The following is a 21,910-nucleotide window of genomic DNA, read 5'->3' on the forward strand; positions in this document are numbered from 1 at the left end:
GGAGACAGCGATGATCTTGATAACCGGAGCCACCGGGCACGTCGGCAGGCCACTCGTGGACGAGCTGCTCGCGGCCGGCCGAAAGGTGCGGGCACTCAGCCGCGACCCGGCCAGGGCCGACCTGCCCGCCGAGGTCGAGGTGGCCGCCACCGCCGATCTGCCACTCGACGGCATCACCTCGGTCTTCTTCGTCACGGCCGCGTTCCCGGAAGGCTCCGCAGAGCCGATCGCCCGGATGAAGGCGGCGGGGGTCCGCCGCATCGTCGCCCTGTCGTCCTATTCGGTCCTCGACGACGACCCCAAGAACATGATCGGCGTGAAGCACCGGGATCTGGAGCGCCAGATCGAGGAGACCGGTGTGGAATGGACGTTCCTGCGGCCTGCCGGAGGGTTCGCGGCGACCGCCCTGGAGTGGGCCGAGGGGATCAGGACCGACGGCGTCGCCCTTTCGCCCTTCGGGGATGCGCGGACCGCCCCGGTTCATGAGCGCGACATCGCGGCGGTGGCCGCCCGCGCACTGCTGACCGACGACCTCGTGGGGGAAACGCCGCTGTTCAGCGGGCCGGAGTCGCTCAGCTACGCCGACCGGGCACGGATCATCGGCGAAGTGACCGGCGAGCCGGTCCGCTTTGCGGAGCTCACACACGACGAGGCGCGACAGGAGTGGCTCCGGGCCGGTGTCCCCCCGCATGCCGTGGAGTCGCGGCTGAGGATGTTCGCGACCCTGGTCGGTCGCCCGCACGAGATCTCTCCGGTCGACTCCTTCCTGGGCAGGTCAGGCCTGACCTTCGCCCAGTGGGTGGCCGATCACACCAACGCATTCCGAAAGGTGACGTCATGATTCTGATATCCGGTGCCACGGGCAACGTCGGCGGCGAGCTGCTGCGGCAACTGCGTGCCGAGGGGGTCGCCGTTCGGGCGCTCACCCGGGACCCGGCGCGGGCCGGATTCCCGGCCGGCGTGGACGTGGCCGAGGGAGACTTCGTCACGCCGCAGTCGCTGGCCAAGGCCCTCTCCGGGGTGGAGGCCCTCTTCCTCATGATGTCCGGGAACGAGGCCGCGGTGCTTGAGGAGGCGGCCCGCGCCGGGGTGCGGCGGATCGTGCTGCTGTCCACCATGGCCGTGGAGACCCGCCCGGACTCCTTCATCGGCAAGGTGCACCAGGAGGCCGAGAGCGCCGTGGAGGAGTCCGGGCTGGAGTGGACGTTCCTGCGTCCGGGCCAGTTCGCCTCCAACACCCGGTCCTGGGCAGCCCAGCTCGCGGCGGGCGACGTGGTCCGCACGCCGTACGCGCAGGTGGCCCTGCCCGCCGTCCACTCCGGTGACATCGCGGCCGTGGCCCGGACCGCGCTCACCCAGGACGGGCACGCCGGCGCGGCCTACGCGCTCACCGGCCCCGCGCCGATCACGCCCGTCGAGCAGGTGGCGGCGATCGGCGAGGCGATCGGCCGGAAGCTGCGGCACGAGGAGATCACTCCGGAGCGGGCCCAGGAGGCGATGGCCGCGCACATGTCGGCCGAGATCGTCGCCGCAACCCTGGAGTTCCTCGGCAGCCCCACCGTGGCGGAGACCCAGGCCCTGCCCACCGTCGAAACGGTGACCGGGAAGCCGGCGAGGACGTTCGCGGAGTGGGCGCGCGACAACGCCGACAGTTTTCGCTGACACCCGGGAAGGGACGCGACCGTGCTGACCCAGCGCAGTTTCCGCGACGTACTGGGATGTTTCAGCACCGGAGTGGTGCTGGTGACCGCGGAGTCGGACGGCGGGCCGGTCGGCATGGCGGTGAACTCCTTCACCTCCGTGTCACTCGATCCGCCTCTGATCGCGTTCTGCGCCGCGCTGACCTCGACCACGTGGCCGGCCATCCGGGCCACAGGCGGTTTCGCCGTCTCGATCCTCAGCGATACGCAGGAGGAGATCTGCCGGACCTTCTCGGCACCCGACGCGGACCGGTTCGCCGGCCGGGAGTGGGCCCGGACCCTCGCCGGGCGCCCCGTGACAGCGGACGGACTCGGCTGGCTGGACTGCCGGATCAGGACGGTTCAGGTCGCGGGGGACCACCACCTGGTGATCGCCGAAGCGGAGGACTGGTCCCTGGGGGCCGACGCGAGGCCGTTGATCTTCCAGGGCGGCCGCTTCGCCAGCCTGAGGGAGCGGTCTCGTGCGGAATGACGTTGCCGAGGCTGATCCAGAGAGGTCGGAGATGGGGAGGGGTCCGTGTTTCTGGTGACCGGAGCGACCGGGAACGTCGGTCGTCATGTCGTTCATCAACTGCTCGCCGAGGGCGAGTCCGTACGCGCGCTGACCCGTAGCCCGGAGGGAGCCCGCCTGCCGGCGGGGGCCGAGGTGGTCGGTGGCGACCTCAACCGGCCGGAGACGGTGGAGCCCGCGCTGGAGGGCGTCTCCGCGCTGTTCCTGTTCCCCTCGCCGGGCACGGCGGGGCCGATCCTCCGGGCCGCAGGGGAACGCGGGGTACGCCGGGTCGTCATGCTCTCGTCGTCGTCCGTCGAGTACACCACCGACGGCGCCGACAACGCGATCGTGGCGTACCACAAGGAGATCGAGCACGAGGTCGAGACATCCGGGCTGGAGTGGACCCTCGTCCGGCCCTGCGGTTTCGCCGTCAACACCCTGCAGTGGGCACCGCAGATCCGCGCCGGTGGTGTGGTGCGCGGGCCGTACGCGGAGGCCGAGATGGCGCTCATCGACGAGCGTGACATCGCGGACGTCGCCACTCGCGTGCTGCGGACGGACGGGCACGTGGGCGCGAAGTACGTGCTGACCGGGCCGGAGCCGCTCACCCAGACCGAGCAGGCCCGGCGGATCGGCGAGGCCGTCGGACGTCCGGTGCGGTACGAGGAGGTGCCGCCGGCCGTCGCGCGCGAGCAGATGATCCTGAACCGGGTCCCGGCCGACCTCGCGGACATGACCCTCAGGTTCCAGGCGGGGCGCGCCGGTGTGCCGGCGGAGATCTCATCGACGGTCGAGGAGGTCACCGGCCGCCCCGCACGCACGTTTGACCAGTGGGCCGCCGATCACGCGGCCGACTTCCGGTAGGGGCGACGGGAGGCCGTCGGCAGTCGGCGGCCTCCCGCATGCCCCGCACCGATTGCCGTAGAGCCGTGAACAACATCGTCCCTATGCAGTTCTGTGGCGGAACAAGAGAGGAGTCCTCATGGCAGATGTGCTAATCGCCGGCGCCGGCCCGGTCGGGCTGATGCTCGCCTGCGAGCTGCGGCTCGCCGGAGTGGACGTGCTGGTGCTGGAACGGCTCGCGGAGCGAAACGGTGAGTCACGAGCCGGTGGCCTCCACGCTCGGAGCGTGGAGCTCCTCGACCAGCGCGGGATCGCGGACCGGTTCCTCACGGCCGGGAGGACGGGGCCGCTCGCGCACTTCTCTTTCATACCTCTGGACATCGGGGACCTCCCGACGAGACATCCGTACGCCCTCGCCATCCACCAGTCCCGGGTCGAGCGGCTCCTGGAGGAGCGTGCGATCGAGCTGGGCGTACGGCTGCGCCGGTCCGCCGAGGTAATCGGTCTGCGCCAGGACGGGACCGGGGTCGAGGTGCAGATCGCCGGGGTCCAGGGCACCGAGCGGCTGCGAGCCGGCTACCTGGTGGGCTGTGACGGCGGCCGCAGCGCCGTACGCAAGCTGGCCGGCATCGGCTACCCCGGCACACCGGCCACGGTGACCGCGCTGATGGGCGACGTAAAGCTCACCGACCCACCCCCCGGGATCATCTTCGGCTCCGAGAGCCGACGGGAGCACGGGTCCTTTATGATCTTCGACTCCGACCGACCCGACACGCATCGGGTGATCACTATGGAGTTCGACAAGGTCACGGATCGAGACGCCCCCGTGACCCTGGAGGCGCTCAGCCGGGCATGCATCAAGATCGCCGGTACCGACTTCGGCATGCACAGCCCGCACTGGCTCAGCAGCTTCAGCGACGCCGCCCGGCAGGCCGACAGGTACCGCGAAGGACGGGTCCTGCTGGCCGGGGACGCCGCACACATCCATTTCCCCTCCAGCGGACAGGGAATGAACCTGGGGCTCCAGGACGCCGTCAACCTGGGCTGGAAGCTCGCCGCGGTCGCGCGCGGGCAGGCCCCCGAGGAACTGCTGGACAGCTACCACGCCGAACGGCACCCAGCCACCGAGCGCATGCTCGGCAGCATCCGCGCACAGACCGCCCTCTGGCGCCCAGGCGCTCAGACCGACGCGCTCCGCGAAGTGTTCGGTGCCCTTGTCGAGTTCGAGGACGCCAATCGGTATCTGGGCGGCGTCTGCACCCAGCTCGACATCCGCTACCCGGTGGGCGACGGACATCCGGCCCTCGGTCGCCGGATGCCCGACCTCGACATCAAGACACCCTCTGGGCAGATACGCGCCTTCGAGCTGCTGCACGCCGCTCGACCTGTGCTGCTCGACTTCACCGGCCGACCCGACCTGCGTGCCGCCCTCGAAGGCTGGACGGACCGGGTGGACCTTGTCGAGGCAGAGTGCCAGGACGATCACTGGACGTACCCGGTGATCGGCGACGTCCCGGCCCCCGCGGCGGTGCTGATCCGCCCCGACGGCCATGTCGCCTGGGCCGCGCCCACCGCCCCCGCCGGCTCGGCCACTCCGGAAACCACCACCGCGGCCCTCACGTCCGCGCTCACCAGGTGGTTCGGCCCTGCTCAGGGCCGCTGACCCTTTTCAGAAATCGCCCATGTTGATCGGAGAATCCCATGCCGAAGGATGAATTGACGCCCCCCGCCGCAGTCGCTGAACTCCCCCCGGAGTTCGCTACGTTGATGCGGCTCGCCGACCTGGTGACCCCCATGGCGCTGCGGGTGGCCGCGAACCTGCGGCTGGTCGACCACATGCAGGACGGCGTCCAGGACCTCGAGTCGCTCGCGAAGATGACCGATTCCCATCAGGAGACGCTGGGGAGGGTGATCCGGCACCTGGTCGCCATCGATGTGCTGGAGGAGTCCACGCCGGGCAACTTCGCGCCCACCGCCCTCGGCGAGCTGCTGGCCCACGGTCACCCAGCGACCCAGGTGGGGTGGCTGGACCCGACTCACATGATCGGGCGGGCGGACCTTTCCCTCATCCACCTCTTCGAAGCCGTCCGCGGCGGCGGCTCCATCTACAAGAAGCACTACGGCAAGGAATTCTGGGACGACGTCTCGGGTGACGCGGTCCTCGGCGCCACCTTCTACGACCTGATGGCGCACGGCCAGACGCGCATCTTCAGCGAGGCGGTGGAACGGCACGACTGGACCGGTGTGCGTCACATCCTCGATGTGGGCGGCGCCGACGGCGATCTGATCGCCACCGTGCTGGGGAAGGAGCCCGGGATCAGCGCCACCCTGCTGGAACTCCCCGGCCCGGCGGCCAGGGCGCGAGAGAAGTTCGAGGCAGCCGGACTGGCCGGCACGGTCGACGTGGTCGACGGCAGCTTCTTCGATCCGCTGCCGGTGACGTCCGACCTGATCACGGTGTCGTTCGTGCTGCACAACTGGTCGGACGACGACGCCGTGCGGATTCTGCGCAACTGTGTGGAGGCGCTGGAGCCGGGCGGCTCTCTGCTGCTCATCGAGTGCGCCGACCAGTCGCCTTCCAAACCGGATCCGGGTTTCACGAGCGGCGACATCCGGATGATGGCCTACTTCGGGGGGCGCGAACGTACGTACGCCCAGTGGCAGGAGCTTGCGGCTGCCGCGGGCCTGAGGATCGACTCGGCGTCCGATGCCCTCGCCTACGGCGCACGCGTGCTCACCCTCGTGAAGGCGTCTGCCTGACGGTCTCGTCGTACACCGCGGCCGGGTCGGGGGCCCGGGGGTCTCACCAGGCCTCCGGGTCCCCTCTCTCGGGGCCGGTGTTCTCCGTGAATTCCAGGTTGCGCGGTGGATTAATAACCCCCTGGCATCGGCATAGGGAGCTCGACGCCTTGGCCGAATTTGATCGGGTGTTTCATCTCGCGTTTGACAGTGAAAAGGCTCGGGTGTAACAGCCCGGGCGTATATGAGAAAAATCGGGCCGACTCCACTCGGAGATCGGTCCGACGCATATTCAGCACGTAGGTCACCTAACTTGCGGGGGTCGGCCCTGGTGGTCGGATCGCGCACCGGCGGAGCGGAAGGGGAACCACTGTGGCGCACGACGAGGGCCAGGCGGCAACGATGGAGGACCGCGGATACGTCGTTCAACTCATGTTCGGGACTCTGGCGGCGCACACCGTGCGCGCGGCCGTCGACTTGAGGATCGTCGAGCTGATGGGCGACAAGGAAAGGCTCGCCACCGACGTGGCCGAGGAAGCCGGCACGGCCCCGCAGCCCACACTTCGGCTGCTCCGCGCCCTGGCCGGCCTGCGCCTCCTCGAGGAGTCCGCGCCGGGCGCCTTCTCGGTGACGTCCGTGGGCGCCCTCCTCGACCCGGGGCGCCCCGGCTCCATGGCTTCGCTGGTCACCTCCTCCGGGTTCATGGAGCGGCTCATGCAGCCCGGCTGGGAGCACCTGACCGACAGCCTCCGTACCGGGGACACCTCGTTCGAGAAGGCCTTCGGCAAGGACTTCTTCAGCTACCTCAAGGACCACCCGGAGCGCTCCGCGGGCTTCAACGAGGCGATGAGCCAGGCGACTCGGGCCACCGCGACGGTGCTGCCGGGCGCCTTCGACTTCGGCCGCTTCACCACGGTCGCCGACATCGGAGGCGGCGACGGCACCCTGCTCGCCGGCGTCCTGCGGGAGCACACCTCCCTCACCGGCATCCTCTACGACACCGAGGAGGGCCTGGCCCAGGCTCCGGAGACCATGCGGCGCGACGGACTCGCGGACCGCTGTTCCGTGGTGCCCGGGGACTTCTTCACCTCGGTTCCCGAAGGCGCCGACGTCTACCTGATCAAGAGCATCCTGCACGACTGGTCGGACGACCGGTGCGTCACGATCCTCAGCCACGTCCGCGAGGTGCTTCCGGCGGACGGACGCGTCCTGATCGTGGAGCCCGTCCTGTCCGATGTGGTCGACCCCCATGCCGTGGGGCTCTACCTCGGCGACATCAACATGCTGGTGAACTGGGGCGGCAGGGAGCGCACCCGCGCCGAGTTCGACGAGGTGTGCCACCGGGCGGGCCTCGAGGTCGTATCCGTGACACAGCTCGGAGGGCCCGGGTTCTGCCTCATCGAGGCCAGGGCAATCTGAATACGGCGTACATTCGAAGCGCTTCGTGTCGCAGCGCGGGAGCCTCGTACTGAAATGGTGCATCCGTCGCGCGTGAAATCCGCCGCGACAGCACGTTTCCGCATGCTGGGAATGGGCAACTCGATGCCACTCGAGTTTGATCGGGACTTTCCTCTGGGGTTTGACAGGGAAAAGACTCGGGTGGCAGGGTCGGAGCGTTTACAGAATCCCGTGAACCGGAGACGCAAATCAACCAGCGACGGATATTAAGGAGTCACTCTGTGACAGCACCTCTCGGCCGCATTCCCCTCTCTGTCGGGGAACTCACCGATGAGCAGTACGGACAGGTCATCAGGCCTGGTGGTGCCGAGTACGAAGCGGCGCGCAGCGTGTACGCGGGCGACATCGACCGCAGGCCCGCCGTCATCCTGCGCCCCGAGAACGCCACACAGGTGGCGAGCGTCGTGGCGCTGGCGCGAGAGACCGGGCTCGAGTTGGCCGTCCGCAGCGGTGGACACAGCCCGGCCGGGCACAGTGTCTGCGAGGGCGGCATCGTCCTGGACCTGTCCAGCATGAGGGCGCTGGAGATCGACGTCGAGGCCCGTACCGCCTGGGCCGAGACCGGCATCACCGCGGGCGAGTACGCCGAAGCCGCCGCGGAGCACGGGCTCGCGACCGGATTCGGCGACGGCCGCCTCGTCGGGGTCGGGGGCATCACCCTGGGTGGCGGCATCGGTTACCTGACCCGCAAGCACGGAATGACCATCGACGATCTGCTGGCCGCGGAGATCGTCACGGCCGACGGCGAACTGCTGGTGGTGGACGAGCACGACCACCCCGACCTGTTCTGGGCCATCCGCGGCGGTGGCGGCAACTTCGGGGTGGCGACCCGCTTCAAGTTCCGGTTGCACGAGCTCGACGGCGTGTACGGCGGCATGATGGTGACCCCCGTGACCCCCGAGATCCTCGAGGCCTTCGTCGCCGAGGCGGTGGCCGCCCCCGAGGAGCTCTCCACGATCATCAACGTGTGGACGGCACCCCCCTTCCCGTTCGTGCCCGCGGAGTACCACGGCAAGCCGATCATTCTCGCGATGCTGTGCTACGCCGGCCCCGCGGAGGAGGGCGAGAAGGTCATCGGCCGGTTCCGGGCGATCGTCCCGCCGCTGGCCGACATGGTGCAGGCCATGCCGTACACAGGGATGTTCCCCCCGGCGGACCCCCTGGAGCACCCCATCTCCGTCTCGCGCAACATGTTCATCGACCAGGTCGACCGCGAGACCGCCGAGCTCATCCTGGAGCGCGTCACCGCCTCGAGCGCGATGGTCGCCGGGGCGCAGCTGCGGGTGCTCGGCGGGGCCATGGCGCGGGTCCCGAACGACGCCACGGCCTTCGCTCACCGACAGAGCAAGATCATGGCCCACCTGTCCGCCATCTACGCCGACGCGGCCGAGGCCGACGTCCACGCCACCTGGGTCGATGAGTTCATGACCGCCATGCGGCAGTCCGACTCCGGCGCGTACGTCAACTTCATCATGGACGTGACGCAGGAGCAGATCCGGAACGCGGTCTTCCCCGGGGCCACAGGGGAACGACTCGCCCAGGTCAAGGCGAAGTACGACCCGACCAACCTGTTCCGGTCCAATCACAACATCACGCCCGCGATGTCGTGAGAATCCAATCCGGTTGACCTCCGGGGCGATGCTCCGGGTGGTCGGGTGAAGGGGACGCCGTTTTCCGGCGTCCCCTTTTCGGCGTCCCCCAGCTCGCCCCCGCCCCCTCGCTTGGAGAAGTTCATGACACAGGAATCGACGACCGTGGTGCTCGATGGCGGCGGCCTGGCCGCCGTGCCCGGCTACGAGGGCCTCGCGGCCATGGCGGCCGTGATGCCGAGGAGAAATCCGTGACTTCCCTCGACAGAGCGGAGATACGCAAGCGGGCGGCAGCCCCCGAGGAGGGGGCGCCGCCCGCTCACGTTGGCCGTGCCAGGCTCGACTCGCTGACCGGACTGCGCTTCTTCGCGGCGCTCGCGGTCTTCGTCAGCCACGCCTCGAGCCCGGTCTTTCCCACCTTCGCCGACCAGCGGACCAACGCGAGCTTCAATGCCGCGGCCGGCGTGCTGGCGGGCCTCGGAGTGGGCTTCTTCTTCATCCTCAGTGGCTTCGTCCTCGCCTGGTCCGCACGTTCCACCGACCGCACCGGCGGCTTCTACCGCCGCAGGTTCGTCAAGGTTCTGCCGCTGTACTACGTGGTCGGCGTCGCGGCGGCGGTGCTGCTGTGGGACGTGGGTGTCCGGTGGCAGGACATGCTCGCCTACGGGAGCCTCGTCCAGGTGTGGGTACCGAACCCGCAGGTCAACTTCAGTGTCCTTGCGCCGGGTTGGTCCCTCGCCGTGGAGGCCGTGTTCTACCTGGTGTTCCCCCTCGTCATCCGGTGGTTCCGCGGCGTGGGCCGCCGTGTGGCCTGGACGGGCCTGGCCCTCTGCGTGGCGGTCGCCTTCCTCATACCGATCCTCGCGGACGTCCTGCCCGCCGGGAAGCTCGTGGGCGAGCAGAGCGCGGCCGGCTTCGAGATGTGGTTCGCCTACGTCTTCCCGCTCGGCCGCCTCTGCGATTTCTTCGCCGGAGTGTTCGCCGCGCTCCTGGTGACCTCCGGCCGCTTCCCGCGCGTGAGCATGCCGTGGGTACTGGTCTCGTTCGTGCCCTGCTACGTCGTTGCGAGCTACAGCCCGTTGCTGTTCGGCTGGCGGGCACCGCTCTTCATCTCCTGCGTGCTGCTCATCGTCGCCGCCGCACAGCGGGACATCGCACGGCGCCCGACGTTCCTGTCGTCGCGCGCGATGGTGCTGCTCGGCAATGTGTCGTTCGCTTTCTACCTCTGCCACTACCTGGTGCTCCACACCCTCAACATCAAGCTGCTGCACGGCCCGTTCGACTCGGTGGCCATGGTGATCGCCTATATCGCATCGGCCCTTGTCGCCTCCGTCACCGTGGCATGGCTGCTGTACCGGTACGTGGAGATGCCGATCGTCCGACGCTTCGGTACGGCCCAAGAGCGACTCTGACGCAGCGAGGTCACACGTCACGCTCAGGCCCGGGAAGTGGGCACCGCGCTCGAACGGCCGGCATGAACACACGAACCGAAAGGACCTCTCGATGAAGGCTCTGGTGCTTGCAGGCGGGTCCGGTACCCGCCTGCGGCCTTTCAGTTACTCGATGCCCAAGCAGCTCATCCCCATCGCGAACACGCCCGTCCTGGTGCACGTACTGCAGGGCGTCCGGGATCTGGGGGTGGCCGAGGTCGGCGTCATCGTCGGCGACCGCGGGCCCGAGATCGAGGCCGTGCTCGGCGACGGCTCCCGGTTCGGCCTGCGGATCACCTACATTCCCCAGGACGCGCCACGCGGACTGGCCCACACCGTGTCCATCGCCCGCGGCTTCCTCGGCGACGACGACTTCGTGATGTACCTGGGCGACAACATGCTGCCCGACGGGGTCGCCGGCATCGCCGAGGAGTTCACCACGCACCGCCCGGCCGCGCAGGTCGTCGTGCACAAGGTGACCGACCCCCGCTCCTTCGGGGTCGCCGAACTCGGCCCCGACGGCGAGGTGCTGCGCCTGGTGGAGAAGCCGCAGGAGCCGCGCAGCGACATGGCGCTGATCGGTGTGTACTTCTTCACGCCCGCCATCCACAAGGCGGTGGAGGCCATCGAGCCCAGCGCCCGCGGCGAGTTGGAGATAACCGACGCCATCCAGTGGCTGGTCTCCTCCGGCGCGGACGTCCGGGCCAGCCGGTACGACGGCTACTGGAAGGACACCGGAAAGGTCGAGGACGTCCTGGAGTGCAACAGGCATCTCCTCGACGGCCTGAGTCGGCGCGTCGACGGTCACGTCGACGCCGGCAGCGTCCTCGTCGGCCAGGTCGTGGTCGAGTTCGGGGCGCGCATCCTGCGGTCCCGGGTCGAGGGCCCGGTGATCATAGGCGCCGGCACCGTCGTCGAGGGGAGCCATGTGGGCCCGTACACCTCGATCGGGCGGGACTGCCTGGTGACCGACAGCCGGCTGGAGAGCTCCATAGCCCTGGACGAGGCATCGGTCACCGGCGTCCGCGGCCTGCGCTACTCGCTGATCGGGCGCGCCGCCTCCGTCGGCACCACCGGCCGGGGCGCGGACCATCACTGCCTGGTCGTCGGAGACCACACCCGAGTGGAGGTCGCGGCATGAGGATCCTGGTCACCGGAGCGGCCGGTTTCATCGGCTCCAACTTCGTCCGCAAACTGCTGGCCGACGAGTACACCGGCTGGGCGGGCGCCGAGGTCACCGCCCTGGACAAGCTGACCTACGCGGGTAACCGGGACAACCTGCCCACTTCGCACGAGCGGCTGGTGTGCGTCCGCGGCGACGTCTGCGACCGCGACCTGATGCGCGAACTGGTACCGGGCCACGACGCCGTGGTCCACTTCGCGGCCGAGACCCACGTCGACCGCTCCCTGGAGGGCGCCGGCGAATTCTTCCGCACGAACGTCCTGGGCACCCAGACCCTGCTGGACGCCGTGCTGGAGAGCGACGTGGAACGGGTCGTGCACGTCTCCACGGACGAGGTGTACGGCTCGATCGAGGAGGGATCCTGGACCGAGGAGTGGCCGCTGGCGCCCAACTCCCCTTACGCCGCATCGAAGGCCGGCTCGGACCTGGTCGCCCGGACGTACTGGCGCACACACGGCGTGGACCTGTCCATCACGCGCTGCTCCAACAACTACGGGCCGTACCAGCACCCTGAGAAGGTCATTCCCCTGTTCGTCACGAACCTGCTGGAGGGCCGCCAGGTCCCGCTGTACGGCGACGGGCGCAACGTCCGCGAGTGGCTGCACGTGGACGACCACTGCCGCGGCATCGACCTGGTGCTCAACCACGGGAAACCCGGCGAGATCTACAACATCGGCGGCGGCAACGAGTACACGAACCTCGCCCTGACCGAGAAGCTGCTCGAACTGACCGGCGCGGGTGAGGAGATGATCCGCCGGGTCCCGGACCGCAAGGCGCACGACCTGCGGTACTCGATCGACGAGTCCAAGATCCGTGAGCGGCTCGGCTACGCCCCGCTGACCGGCTTCGAGGAGGGCCTGGCCGAGACGGTCGCCTGGTACCGGGACAACCCCGGCTGGTGGAAGGCCGTCAAGCACGGGGCGAGCCGTGCGGCCTGAGGCCCGCCCGGTGGCCGGGCTCTCGGTCGTCGTCCTGGGCGGCACCGGATTCCTGGGCCGCCACATCGGCGAGGCCTTCGCCGCGCTCGGCGCCCGGGTCCACCCGGTGTCCCGCACCGGTGGGTACGACCCCGCGCAGGACCGCACGCCCGTACGCCTGGATCTGCTCGCGGCGGCGCCGGAGGAGATCGCCGGGCTCCTCGACTCGACCGGCGCCGACGTGGTGGTCAACGCGGCCGGCCGGGCCTGGCGGGCGGACGAGGAACAGATGGCCGCAGGCAACGCCGAACTGGTCGAGCGCCTCGTCGCGGCGCTCGCCGGGCTGTCCGGTCCGCCGGTACGGCTGGTCCAGCTCGGCAGCGTCCACGAGTACGGGGCCGGCGCACTGGACGCCGCCACCGGCGAGGACCATGCGCCGGCCCCGGTCACCGCGTACGGACGCACCAAGCTCCTGGGCACACGGGCCGTCCTGCGCGCCGCGTCCGAGCGGGGCGTCGACGGCGTGGTGCTCCGGCTCGCCAACGTGATCGGTGCCGGAGTGCCGGAGGGCAGTCTCTTCGGCCGGGTCGCGGCCCATCTCGGTGAGGCCGCGCGCGCCGACGCGCGCGGCGAGAAGGCCGCCGAACTGCGGCTCCCGCCGCTGCGCGCGGCCCGCGACCTGGTGGACGCGGGCGACGCCGTCGCCGCGGTACTGGCCGCGGCCACGGCACCGGGAGCGGCCGTCACGGGCCGGGTGATCAATGTGGGCCGCGGCGAGGCGGTCCCGATGCGCGAGCTGATCCACCGGATGGTCTCGCTCAGCGGTCTGGAGGTCCCGGTCGTCGAGGACCCCGAGGGCCCGCCCTCGCGCACCGACGTCGCGTGGCAACGGCTGGACATCGCGCGCGCCGACCGGCTGCTGGGCTGGCGGCCGCGCCGGTACCTCGACGACTCCCTGCGCGATCTGCTCGCGCCCGTACTGCCGCCCGGGCACCCACCGCCCGGTGTCACGGCCAACGCACCGGACATGGAAGGGGAATCACCGTGAGCGACCGCAAGGAACTGGTACTCGAAGAGGTCCGCAAGTACCACCAGGAGGTCTCCCCGCAACGGGAGTTCGTCCCTGGTACGACGGAGATCTGGCCGTCCGGCGCGGTGCTGGACGAGGCGGACCGGACGGCCTTGGTGGAGGCCGCGCTGGAGATGCGCATCGCCGCCGGGCGGAGCTCCCGCACGTTCGAGTCGGCCTTCGCCCGACGGCTGGGGCGCCGCAAGGCCCACCTCACCAACTCCGGTTCGTCGGCGAACCTGCTGGCCGTGTCGGCGCTCACCTCGCACGTGCTGGAGGACAGGCGGCTGAAGCCGGGCGACGAGGTGATCACCGTCGCGGCGGGCTTCCCGACAACCGTCAACCCGATCCTGCAGAACGGCCTCGTCCCGGTCTTCGTGGACGTGGACCTCACCACCTACAACGCGACAGCCGATCGGGTGGCGGCCGCGATCGGCCCGAGGACACGGGCCATCATCATCGCGCACGCGCTGGGCAACCCCTTCCCCGTCACCGAGATCGCCCAACTCGCCGAGGAACACGACCTGTTCCTGATCGAGGACAACTGCGACGCGGTCGGCTCGCTGTACGACGGGAAGCTCACCGGCTCCTTCGGCGACATGACCACCGTCAGTTTCTATCCGGCGCACCACCTCACCATGGGTGAGGGCGGCTGCGTGCTGACCTCGAACCTGGGCCTCGCCCGGATCGTGGAGTCGCTGCGGGACTGGGGCCGGGACTGCTGGTGCGAGCCCGGCGAGAACGACAAGTGCCTCAAGCGCTTCAGGTACCAGATGGGCACCCTGCCCGCCGGATACGACCACAAGTACATCTTCTCCCACGTCGGTTACAACCTGAAGGCGACCGACATCCAGGCGGCCCTGGGGCTGACCCAGCTGGCCAAGCTGGACGACTTCATCGACGCCAGGAAGCGCAACTGGCGGCGGCTGCGGGACGGCCTGGACGGCGTACCGGGTCTGCTGCTCCCGGAGGCCACCCCCCGCTCCGACCCGAGCTGGTTCGGCTTCGTGCTCACGGTGGACCCCGAGGCGCCGTTCAGCCGCGCCGAGCTGGTGGCATTCCTGGAGGACCGGAAGATCGGCACCCGTCGGCTGTTCGGCGGCAACCTGACCCGGCACCCGGCCTACATCGGCCAGCCGCACCGGATCGTGGGCGACCTGACGAACAGCGACATCATCACCGACCACACCTTCTGGATCGGGGTCTATCCGGCGCTCACCGACGAGATGCTGGACTACGTCACCGCCTCGGTCAAGGAGTTCGTGGCCGCGCACGGCTGAGCCTGCCGGCCACTTCCCTTCCAGAGATCGGGACGACGACGTATGGACATTCCGGGAACCGGATTCCTGGCGCGGAACCTGCGCCGGCCGGCCGGCCGGCATCCGGACACCGTGGCCCTCGCGGCAGGGGTTTCCAGGGCGAGCGGCACCTCCGACGCGTACTTCACGCGCGAGGCGGCGCTGCTGCTCGAGGTCGCGGAGCGGTGCGTGGCGGGCGGGCAGCGGCTGCTGTTCCTCTCGACCGCTGCCGCCGGCATGTACGGGCCGGCCGAGGTGCCCCGGCAGGGAAGACACGCCGGTGACGCCGTGCACACCGTACGGCGCACACAAGTTGGCTCTTGAGGAGATACTCCGCGACTCCGGGGCCCGACCACCTGATTCTGCGGCTCGGGCATCTCGTCCGGCCCGACCGGCCGGAGCACCAGCTTCTGCCGACGCCGACGCCGACGCCGACGCCGACGCCGACGCCGACGCGGGTGCGGGTGCGGGTGCACAAGGGAGCCGCCCGCGACCTCATCGACGTCAAGGACGTGGTCACCGTCATCGACCGGCTGCTCGCCCTCGGCCTGGGGTCCGAGACGGTCAACGCGGCGTCGGGGTTCGCCGTCCCGGTGGAGGACATCGTCGACCACCTGCTGCACGGAGTCGGTCCTCGGGCCCGCTACGAGTACCAGACGCCGGTGGTCAGCGCGTCATCTCCATCGAGAAGCCGCGTGCTCTCGCGCCGCAGGTGGCGAGTCCGGCCTTCGGGCCCGACCACCACCGGCGGATACCCGCCGACTTCACCCACGCCGTCGTGTCCGACCCCCGCGGTCCGGCGCACGGACCCAGGGAGCCCTCTGATGCCTTCTCTGTCCCTTCGATCTCCGCTCCAGGCGCGCGCGGACGCGCGTCTGCCGTCCCGCATCGCGCTGTCCGCGGCGGCCGCGGAAGGCGTCCAGCTGCGCACCGGGGACTTCGCCGCCTGGCTGGCCGAACGCGGCCGGGTCAATGAGTTCCGCGTGGACCGCATACCGTTCGCGGAGCTGGAGGGCTGGTCGTTCGACGAGCGCACCGGCAATCTCGCGCACCGCAGCGGCCGTTTCTTCACCGTCGAGGGGCTGCACGTCACCGAGGAGGACGGCCCCTACGGGGACGGTCCGTACGCCGACTGGTACCAGCCCATCATCAAGCAGCCCGAGGTGGGCATCCTGGGCATCCTCGTCAAGGAGTTCGGCGGGGTGCCGCACTTCCTGATGCAGGCGAAAATGGAGCCGGGCAACCCGAACCTGCTCCAGCTCTCGCCCACGGTCCAGGCCACCCGCAGCAACTACACCAGGGTCCACAAGGGCGCGGACGTGAAGTACATCGAGTACTTCGTCGGTCCGCGCCGCGGGCGCGTCATCGGCGATGTGCTGCAGTCCGAACACGGCTCGTGGTTCTACCGGAAGTCCAACCGCAACATGATCGTGGAAGCGACCGGTGACGTGCCGCTGCTCGACGACTTCTGCTGGCTCACCCTCGGCCAGATCGGCGAACTGCTGCACCGGGACAACGTCGTCAACATGGACTCGCGCACCGTGCTGTCCTGCCTGCCCCACCTGGACACCGGAGGGGGAGCGCTGCTCAGCGACATCGAGCTGTTCTCCTGGATCACCGGGGAACGCGCCCGGCACGATGTGCGGGCCGAGCGTGTCCCGCTCGCGAGCGTTCCCCGGTGGAAGCGCGGCGAGAGCGCCATCGAGCACGAGGACGGCCGCTATTTCCGGGTGGTGGCGGTGTCCGTGCGGGCGGGCAACCGCGAGGTCACGGGGTGGACCCAACCCCTCTTCGAACCGGTGGGGCAGGGTGTCACCGCCTTCCTCACCCGCGAGTTCGATGGCGTGCCCCACGTCCTGGTGCACGCCCGTGTCGAGGGCGGCTTCCTCGACACCATCGAGCTGGGCCCCACCGTGCAGTACACCCCGGACAACTACGCCCACCTCGACGCGCGGGACCGGCCGCGCTTCCTCGACACGGTGCTGCGTGCGCACGGAGACCGTATTCGCTACGAGGCCGTCCACTCGGAGGAGGGCGGGCGCTTCCTCAACGCCGAGAGCCGCTGTCTGATCGTGGACGCGGACGAGGCCGACGCACCGCAGGACCCGCCGCCCGGCTACGCCTGGGTCACCCCGGCACAGCTCACTTCCCTGGTCCGGCACGGCCACTACGTCAACGTCCAGGGGCGCACCCTGCTGGCGTGCCTCAACGCGACGGCGGTGACTGCCCGATGAGCGAACCGGTGGGCATCGGGGTGATCGGCTGCGCGGACATCGCGGTGCGCCGGATGCTCCCCGGCTTCGAGGCCGATGCGGACACGGAGGTCGTCGCGGTCGCCAGCCGCTCCCTGGAGAAGGCGGAACGGGTCGCGGAGCGCTTCGGCGGCCGCGCGGTGCGGGGCTACGCCGAGCTGCTGGACCTCAAGGAGGTGGATGCCGTCTATGTGCCGCTGCCCGCTTCGCTGCACGACCGCTGGGTCGAGGCCGCTCTCGACGCCGGCAAGCACGTGCTCGCGGAGAAGCCCCTGACGACGAACGCCACCCGCACCGGGCAACTCCTCGACCTGGCCCGGGACCGCGGGCTGGCGCTGGTGGAGAACGTCATGTTCGTCCACCACCCGCGGCACGAAGCGGTGCGGCGCCTGGTGGCCGACGGCGCGATCGGCGAACTCCGGGCGCTGCACGCGGCGTTCACCATCCCGGCCCTGGCGGACACGGACATCCGCCACCGGCCCGAGCTCGGCGGCGGCGCGCTGGCGGACGTCGGCCTCTACCCGCTGCGCGCGGCCGTGCACTTCCTCGGCCCCGGACTGCAGGTCGTCGGGGCCGAGCTCACGCGGGGGCGCGGTCGCGAGGTCGAGACCTCGGGCGCCGTCCTCCTGCGCACACGCGAGGGGAGTACGGCACAGATCACCTTCGGTATCGAGCACGCGTACCTCTCCCGGTACGAGCTGTGGGGCAGTACGGGCCGGATCACGGTGGACCGTGCGTTCACCCCGCCGGCGGACTTCGTCCCGGTGATCGAACTGCACCGGGGCGGGGGTCATGAGGAGATCCGGCTGGCACCCCACGACCAGGTGGCCGCCACGATCGCCGCCTTCGTCGCCTCGGTGCGCGCCGGCGCCGCTCCGGCCGAGGAGACACTGCGCCAGGCCCGCCTGCTGGACGACGTACGAAACCGGGCCGCATGACCGGCCAGCGGCCACCGCTCGGGGCCGAGCCGCGGCTGCGGCGGGGGACGCTGGACCTCTGGCTGCTGCCCGCCCCCGAGACGGCAGGCCTGCACGGTCCACTCGCGCTGCACGAGCTGGACGAGGCCGAGCGCGGTCGCGCGGACGCGTTCCGGCGGCCCGCCGACCGCGAGCGGTACGTGGTCGCCCACATCGCGCTGCGGCGGCTGCTGGCGGCGTACTTGAGGACGGCGCCGCAGGACATCGCCTTCTCACGGGCGGAATGTCCTCGGTGCGGCGGTCCGCACGGGCGCCCGGTGCTGGTCGACTCGGCTGCGCACTTCTCGCTGTCGCACAGCCGGGGCGCCGTCCTCATCGGCGTGGCCTGCTCACCGGTCGGCGTCGATGTGGAGCGGCTACCGCGACCGGAGCGTGTCGATGTGTGCGCTTCGGCACTCCACCCGAGGGAGCGGCGCGAGCTGGAGGGGCATGCGCCCGGGGACCGCCCGGCTGTGTTCGCCCGGCTGTGGGCCCGCAAGGAGGCGTACCTCAAGGGGACCGGCATCGGGGTCGGCGGCTGGATGTCGGACGTGTACCTCGGCGACGAAGGGCCGCACACCCCGTCACGGCCCGCCGACTGGACCGTCGTGGACGTGCCCTGCGGCGGGGACCACGCCGCCGCGGCCGCGATCCGGGGACCCGCGCCGCGGCAGGTCGTACGTCGGCTGCCGCCCCAGGCAGTGCTCGTCGGTGGACGCGTCCGGGCGCTGCCGAGGCAGGCGCGACCCAAGAGCCCGACACAGGAGGAAGACCGATGACCGTCTTGGACGACCACCCGTGGGAGAGGCACCAACTCGAGAACATGCGCGGGCGAGTGGCGGAGCTGCACGAGATTCGTGCCCAGGCGTTGGCCGGCCCCAGCGAGAAGGCGACCGAGGAGCAGCACGCCAAGGGCAAGCTGACCTCTCGGGAGCGCATCGAGCTGCTGCTGGACCCGGGTTCCTTCAACGAGGTCGAGCAGCTGCGCCGGCACCGGGCCACCGGATTCGGACTGGAGGCGAAGAAGCCGTACACCGACGGTGTCGTCACCGGCTGGGGCACGGTGGAGGGCCGTACGGCCTTCGTCTACGCCCATGACTTCCGCATCTTCGGCGGGGCGCTTGGCGAGGCCCACGCCACGAAGATCCACAAGATCATGGACATGGCCATCGCGGCCGGGGCTCCGCTGGTGTCGCTGAACGACGGCGCGGGCGCCCGTATCCAGGAGGGCGTCTCCGCCCTCGCCGGTTACGGCGGCATCTTCCAGCGCAACACCAGGGCCTCCGGTGTCATCCCGCAGATCAGCGTGATGCTGGGCCCCTGCGCGGGCGGCGCGGCCTACTCGCCCGCGCTGACGGACTTCGTGTTCATGGTCCGCGAGACGTCACAGATGTTCATCACAGGCCCGGACGTCGTCAAGGCGGTGACCGGCGAGGAGATCACCCAGAACGGCCTGGGCGGCGCGGACGTGCACGCCGAGACGAGCGGTGTGGCCCACTTCGCGTACGACGACGAGGAGACGTGCATCGCCGAGGTGCGCTACCTCCTGTCGATGCTTCCGCAGAACAACCGCGAGCTGCCTCCGACGGCCGTGTCGGACGACTCGGCCCACCGCCGGAGCACCACGCTCCTGGACCTGGTCCCGGCCGACGGCAACCGCCCCTACGACATGGCCGAGGTCATCGAGGAACTCGTCGACGAGGGCGACTACCTGGAGATCCACGAGCGCTGGGCCCGCAACATCATCTGCGCTCTGGCACGCCTGGACGGTGAGGTGGTGGGCATCGTCGCCAACCAGCCGCAGACCCTCGCGGGGGTGCTCGACATCGAGGCCGCCGAGAAGGCGGCGCGTTTCGTGCAGATGTGCGACGCCTTCAGCATCCCGATCGTCACCATCCTGGACGTCCCCGGCTTCCTGCCCGGTGTCGACCAGGAGCACGGCGGAATCATCCGCCACGGCGCGAAGCTGTTGTACGCGTACTGCAACGCGACCGTCCCCCGGATCTCCCTGATCCTGCGCAAGGCGTACGGCGGTGCCTACATCGTCATGGACAGCCAGTCCATCGGCGCGGACCTCACCTACGCGTGGCCGACCAACGAGATCGCCGTCATGGGCGCCGAAGGTGCCGCCAACGTCATCTTCCGGCGGCAGATCGCCGACGCCGAGGACCCCGAGGCGATGCGCGCCCACATGGTCAAGGAGTACAAGGCCGAGCTGATGCACCCGTACTACGCGGCCGAACGCGGCCTCGTCGACGACGTCATCGATCCGGCCGGGACTCGCGAGGTGCTCATCAGGTCCCTGGAGATGCTCCGCACCAAGCACGCCGACCTGCCCTCCCGCAAGCACGGCAACCCGCCGTTGTGACCGCTGCCGAGTCACCGCCGTCCGGCGATCGTCATCGACCCTTGGAGCAGACAGATACGCGTAAGGAAGGCCGCGCACCGGGACGTCGAACCGGCCGCGACGCCCGATCCGGCGGAACTGCCCGCCCACGCCACTGCATTGACGGTCCTGGGTCTACCGGGGCGGCTGGAGGTGGTGGCACTCCTGGAACGGCTCACGGCCGGGCGATCGGGCCGCTGAGGGCCACATGCGCGCGTCGTCCGGAGCCCAAGGGCTTTGCCGGTCCGGAAACCGCGATCGCCGTTGATCGACGGGTCCCGGATCCTCTGTCACAGGGCCTGGATTGTGCCGGAGTTCTTGATGGAGTCCCCGGGAGAGGATTCAGCAGTCGGGGCAACAGCCGTGTGGCTGCCGCCGAAAAAATCAGGAAGGTCCGAAACGGAAACCGACACCGCGCACCGTGGTGATCCACCGGCTGGAACCGAGTTTACTGCGCAGGCTGCTGACGTGCGTATCTATGGTCCGGCCGGGTTTCGCTCTGGGGTCGCTCCACACCTGGGTCATGATCTGCTTGCGCGAAAAGACAGCCCCCGGCCGTGAGGCGAGCAGATAGAGCAGATCGAATTCCTTTCGGGTCACGTCTATGTACCGGCCGTCGAGTTGGATTTCCCGGGCGCGGTGATCGATGTGCAGCGAGCCGACCGCGATGACGTCCTTGGGGACGAACGGCTGCAGCCGGACCCTGCGCATCACGGCTTCTATTCGAGCAGTCAATTCGGTCAGACTGCATGGCTTGACGACATAGTCGTCCGCTCCCGCACGCAGACTGAGGACCCTGTCGAGTTCCGTGTCGCGGGCGGTGACGACGATGATGGCGACGTCACAGACGGCCCGAATGCTGCGGCACAGTTCCACACCGTCCAGGTCCGGCAGATCCAGGTCGACGAGGAGCAGGTCGGCCTTCCGGTACTGCTGGAGCGCCTCGGCGCCGGTCCGGACCTGCTCCGCCGTGTATCCATGTCGGCGCAGTCCCAGAATGAGCAGGTCGGCGTCCTGGGAGTCGCTCTCCACGGCGAGTACGCGTATGGCCTTGCGGTCCGTCCGCTCCTGCGGTCGAGTGGACGCGGCTTCGGTGAGCAATTGATGCGGAATACGTGGCGCGACCGTTTTCGTGGACTGGTATTTCATACCGAGATAGCCTCCACTTTTGTCCAATAGAACGGAGTTTGAGTAAGCATCTCACGCACAGGAGGGCGTGCATCGCCGGCATCCGACTGAAGTCGGATGCTTGGCGAACGGCGAAGTAAAGGGATCCGATGCTGCATCGGAATGAAGCGAGAGTCGATGAGTACCGGGGCCATTGGATAACTGGCCCACGCCCATCCTCGACTTTCGCGTTTCGTTGGTCCTGCGGCGGAGCTCGGCAGCCGTGTCAGCGAAGGACGGCTCGGCCTTGGTGACGTGCCACGGTGATCGGTGACAGAGCTCGGCCGAGTCGTCGGGGTGGTGCCCGTGCAGCGCGCGCCAAAGGACGGTGATCGTGTGGCAGAACAGGGCGAAAGGTCCACTCGACGGCGCGGGCGGCGAGGAACTGGGCCTGGCCCGTGCCGAGGTACTCGCGGGCCTCGGCGAAGGT

At 69.7% G+C, this 21,910-nt stretch carries 19 protein-coding genes; 18 read left to right on the forward strand and 1 reads right to left on the reverse strand.

What is annotated here, in order from left to right:
* The first annotated feature begins 10 nt into the window (after nucleotides 1-10).
* From OG966_RS30445 to OG966_RS30530, 18 genes are all read left to right on the forward strand, one after another.
* On the forward strand, nucleotides 11-841 hold the full coding sequence (locus tag OG966_RS30445) for an NAD(P)H-binding protein (RefSeq protein WP_326653157.1): 831 nt from the start codon (nucleotides 11-13) through the stop codon (nucleotides 839-841).
* Nucleotides 838-1,662 (forward strand): SDR family oxidoreductase, encoded by an 825-nt coding sequence (locus tag OG966_RS30450; RefSeq protein ID WP_326653158.1) that lies wholly within the window; start codon nucleotides 838-840, stop codon nucleotides 1,660-1,662. Before OG966_RS30445 ends, OG966_RS30450 begins: the two co-directional genes overlap by 4 nt.
* Nucleotides 1,663-1,683: 21 nt before the next feature.
* On the forward strand, nucleotides 1,684-2,172 hold the full coding sequence (locus tag OG966_RS30455) for a flavin reductase family protein (protein ID WP_326653159.1): 489 nt from the start codon (nucleotides 1,684-1,686) through the stop codon (nucleotides 2,170-2,172).
* Between the two features lie 45 nt (nucleotides 2,173-2,217).
* Nucleotides 2,218-3,057 (forward strand): SDR family oxidoreductase, encoded by an 840-nt coding sequence (locus OG966_RS30460; protein WP_326653160.1) that lies wholly within the window; start codon nucleotides 2,218-2,220, stop codon nucleotides 3,055-3,057.
* A gap of 118 nt (nucleotides 3,058-3,175) precedes the next feature.
* Nucleotides 3,176-4,699, forward strand: a complete 1,524-nt coding sequence (locus OG966_RS30465) for an FAD-dependent monooxygenase (protein WP_326653161.1) — start codon at nucleotides 3,176-3,178, stop codon at nucleotides 4,697-4,699.
* Between the two features lie 38 nt (nucleotides 4,700-4,737).
* Nucleotides 4,738-5,796, forward strand: a complete 1,059-nt coding sequence (locus tag OG966_RS30470; protein ID WP_326653163.1) for a methyltransferase — start codon at nucleotides 4,738-4,740, stop codon at nucleotides 5,794-5,796.
* Nucleotides 5,797-6,147: 351 nt separating this feature from the next.
* Nucleotides 6,148-7,194: a methyltransferase gene (locus tag OG966_RS30475; protein WP_406730811.1), complete on the forward strand. Its 1,047-nt coding sequence runs from the start codon at nucleotides 6,148-6,150 to the stop codon at nucleotides 7,192-7,194.
* A gap of 260 nt (nucleotides 7,195-7,454) precedes the next feature.
* Nucleotides 7,455-8,843 carry an FAD-binding oxidoreductase gene (locus tag OG966_RS30480; protein WP_326653164.1) on the forward strand — a complete coding sequence of 463 codons (1,389 nt, stop codon included), beginning with the start codon at nucleotides 7,455-7,457 and terminating at the stop codon, nucleotides 8,841-8,843.
* A gap of 230 nt (nucleotides 8,844-9,073) precedes the next feature.
* On the forward strand, nucleotides 9,074-10,234 hold the full coding sequence (locus tag OG966_RS30485; RefSeq protein WP_326653165.1) for an acyltransferase family protein: 1,161 nt from the start codon (nucleotides 9,074-9,076) through the stop codon (nucleotides 10,232-10,234).
* A gap of 91 nt (nucleotides 10,235-10,325) precedes the next feature.
* Entirely contained in the window at nucleotides 10,326-11,393 is a 1,068-nt protein-coding gene (locus OG966_RS30490) for a glucose-1-phosphate thymidylyltransferase (RefSeq protein WP_326653166.1), read from the forward strand.
* Complete coding sequence (gene rfbB / locus OG966_RS30495) at nucleotides 11,390-12,373, forward strand: dTDP-glucose 4,6-dehydratase (RefSeq protein ID WP_326653167.1); 984 nt, start codon at nucleotides 11,390-11,392, stop codon at nucleotides 12,371-12,373. Before OG966_RS30490 ends, rfbB begins: the two co-directional genes overlap by 4 nt.
* Nucleotides 12,363-13,400 (forward strand): NAD-dependent epimerase/dehydratase family protein, encoded by a 1,038-nt coding sequence (locus OG966_RS30500; protein WP_326653168.1) that lies wholly within the window; start codon nucleotides 12,363-12,365, stop codon nucleotides 13,398-13,400. The genes rfbB and OG966_RS30500 overlap by 11 nt, the downstream gene beginning before the upstream one ends.
* Nucleotides 13,397-14,701, forward strand: a complete 1,305-nt coding sequence (gene rfbH / locus OG966_RS30505; RefSeq protein WP_326653169.1) for a lipopolysaccharide biosynthesis protein RfbH — start codon at nucleotides 13,397-13,399, stop codon at nucleotides 14,699-14,701. The genes OG966_RS30500 and rfbH overlap by 4 nt, the downstream gene beginning before the upstream one ends.
* Nucleotides 14,702-14,743: 42 nt before the next feature.
* Nucleotides 14,744-15,043, forward strand: a complete 300-nt coding sequence (locus tag OG966_RS30510; protein ID WP_326653171.1) for a hypothetical protein — start codon at nucleotides 14,744-14,746, stop codon at nucleotides 15,041-15,043.
* A gap of 500 nt (nucleotides 15,044-15,543) precedes the next feature.
* Nucleotides 15,544-16,953 (forward strand): NDP-hexose 2,3-dehydratase family protein, encoded by a 1,410-nt coding sequence (locus tag OG966_RS30515; RefSeq protein ID WP_326655435.1) that lies wholly within the window; start codon nucleotides 15,544-15,546, stop codon nucleotides 16,951-16,953.
* Nucleotides 16,950-17,909, forward strand: a complete 960-nt coding sequence (locus tag OG966_RS30520) for a Gfo/Idh/MocA family protein (protein ID WP_326653172.1) — start codon at nucleotides 16,950-16,952, stop codon at nucleotides 17,907-17,909. Before OG966_RS30515 ends, OG966_RS30520 begins: the two co-directional genes overlap by 4 nt.
* A complete protein-coding gene (locus OG966_RS30525; RefSeq protein WP_326653173.1) occupies nucleotides 17,906-18,706 on the forward strand; it encodes a 4'-phosphopantetheinyl transferase family protein in 801 nt (266 codons plus the stop codon). The genes OG966_RS30520 and OG966_RS30525 overlap by 4 nt, the downstream gene beginning before the upstream one ends.
* A complete protein-coding gene (locus tag OG966_RS30530; protein ID WP_326653174.1) occupies nucleotides 18,703-20,295 on the forward strand; it encodes an acyl-CoA carboxylase subunit beta in 1,593 nt (530 codons plus the stop codon). The genes OG966_RS30525 and OG966_RS30530 overlap by 4 nt, the downstream gene beginning before the upstream one ends.
* Nucleotides 20,296-20,697: 402 nt before the next feature.
* On the opposite strand, the gene OG966_RS30535 is transcribed toward OG966_RS30530, so the two are convergent.
* The gene (locus tag OG966_RS30535; protein WP_326653176.1) at nucleotides 20,698-21,462 is read right to left on the reverse strand and encodes a response regulator transcription factor; all 765 of its coding nucleotides are present in this window, start codon (nucleotides 21,460-21,462) and stop codon (nucleotides 20,698-20,700) included.
* Nucleotides 21,463-21,910 lie beyond the last annotated feature (448 nt).

The organism is Streptomyces sp. NBC_01750 (genome assembly GCF_035918095.1).
Classification (GTDB): Bacteria; Actinomycetota; Actinomycetes; order Streptomycetales; family Streptomycetaceae; genus Streptomyces.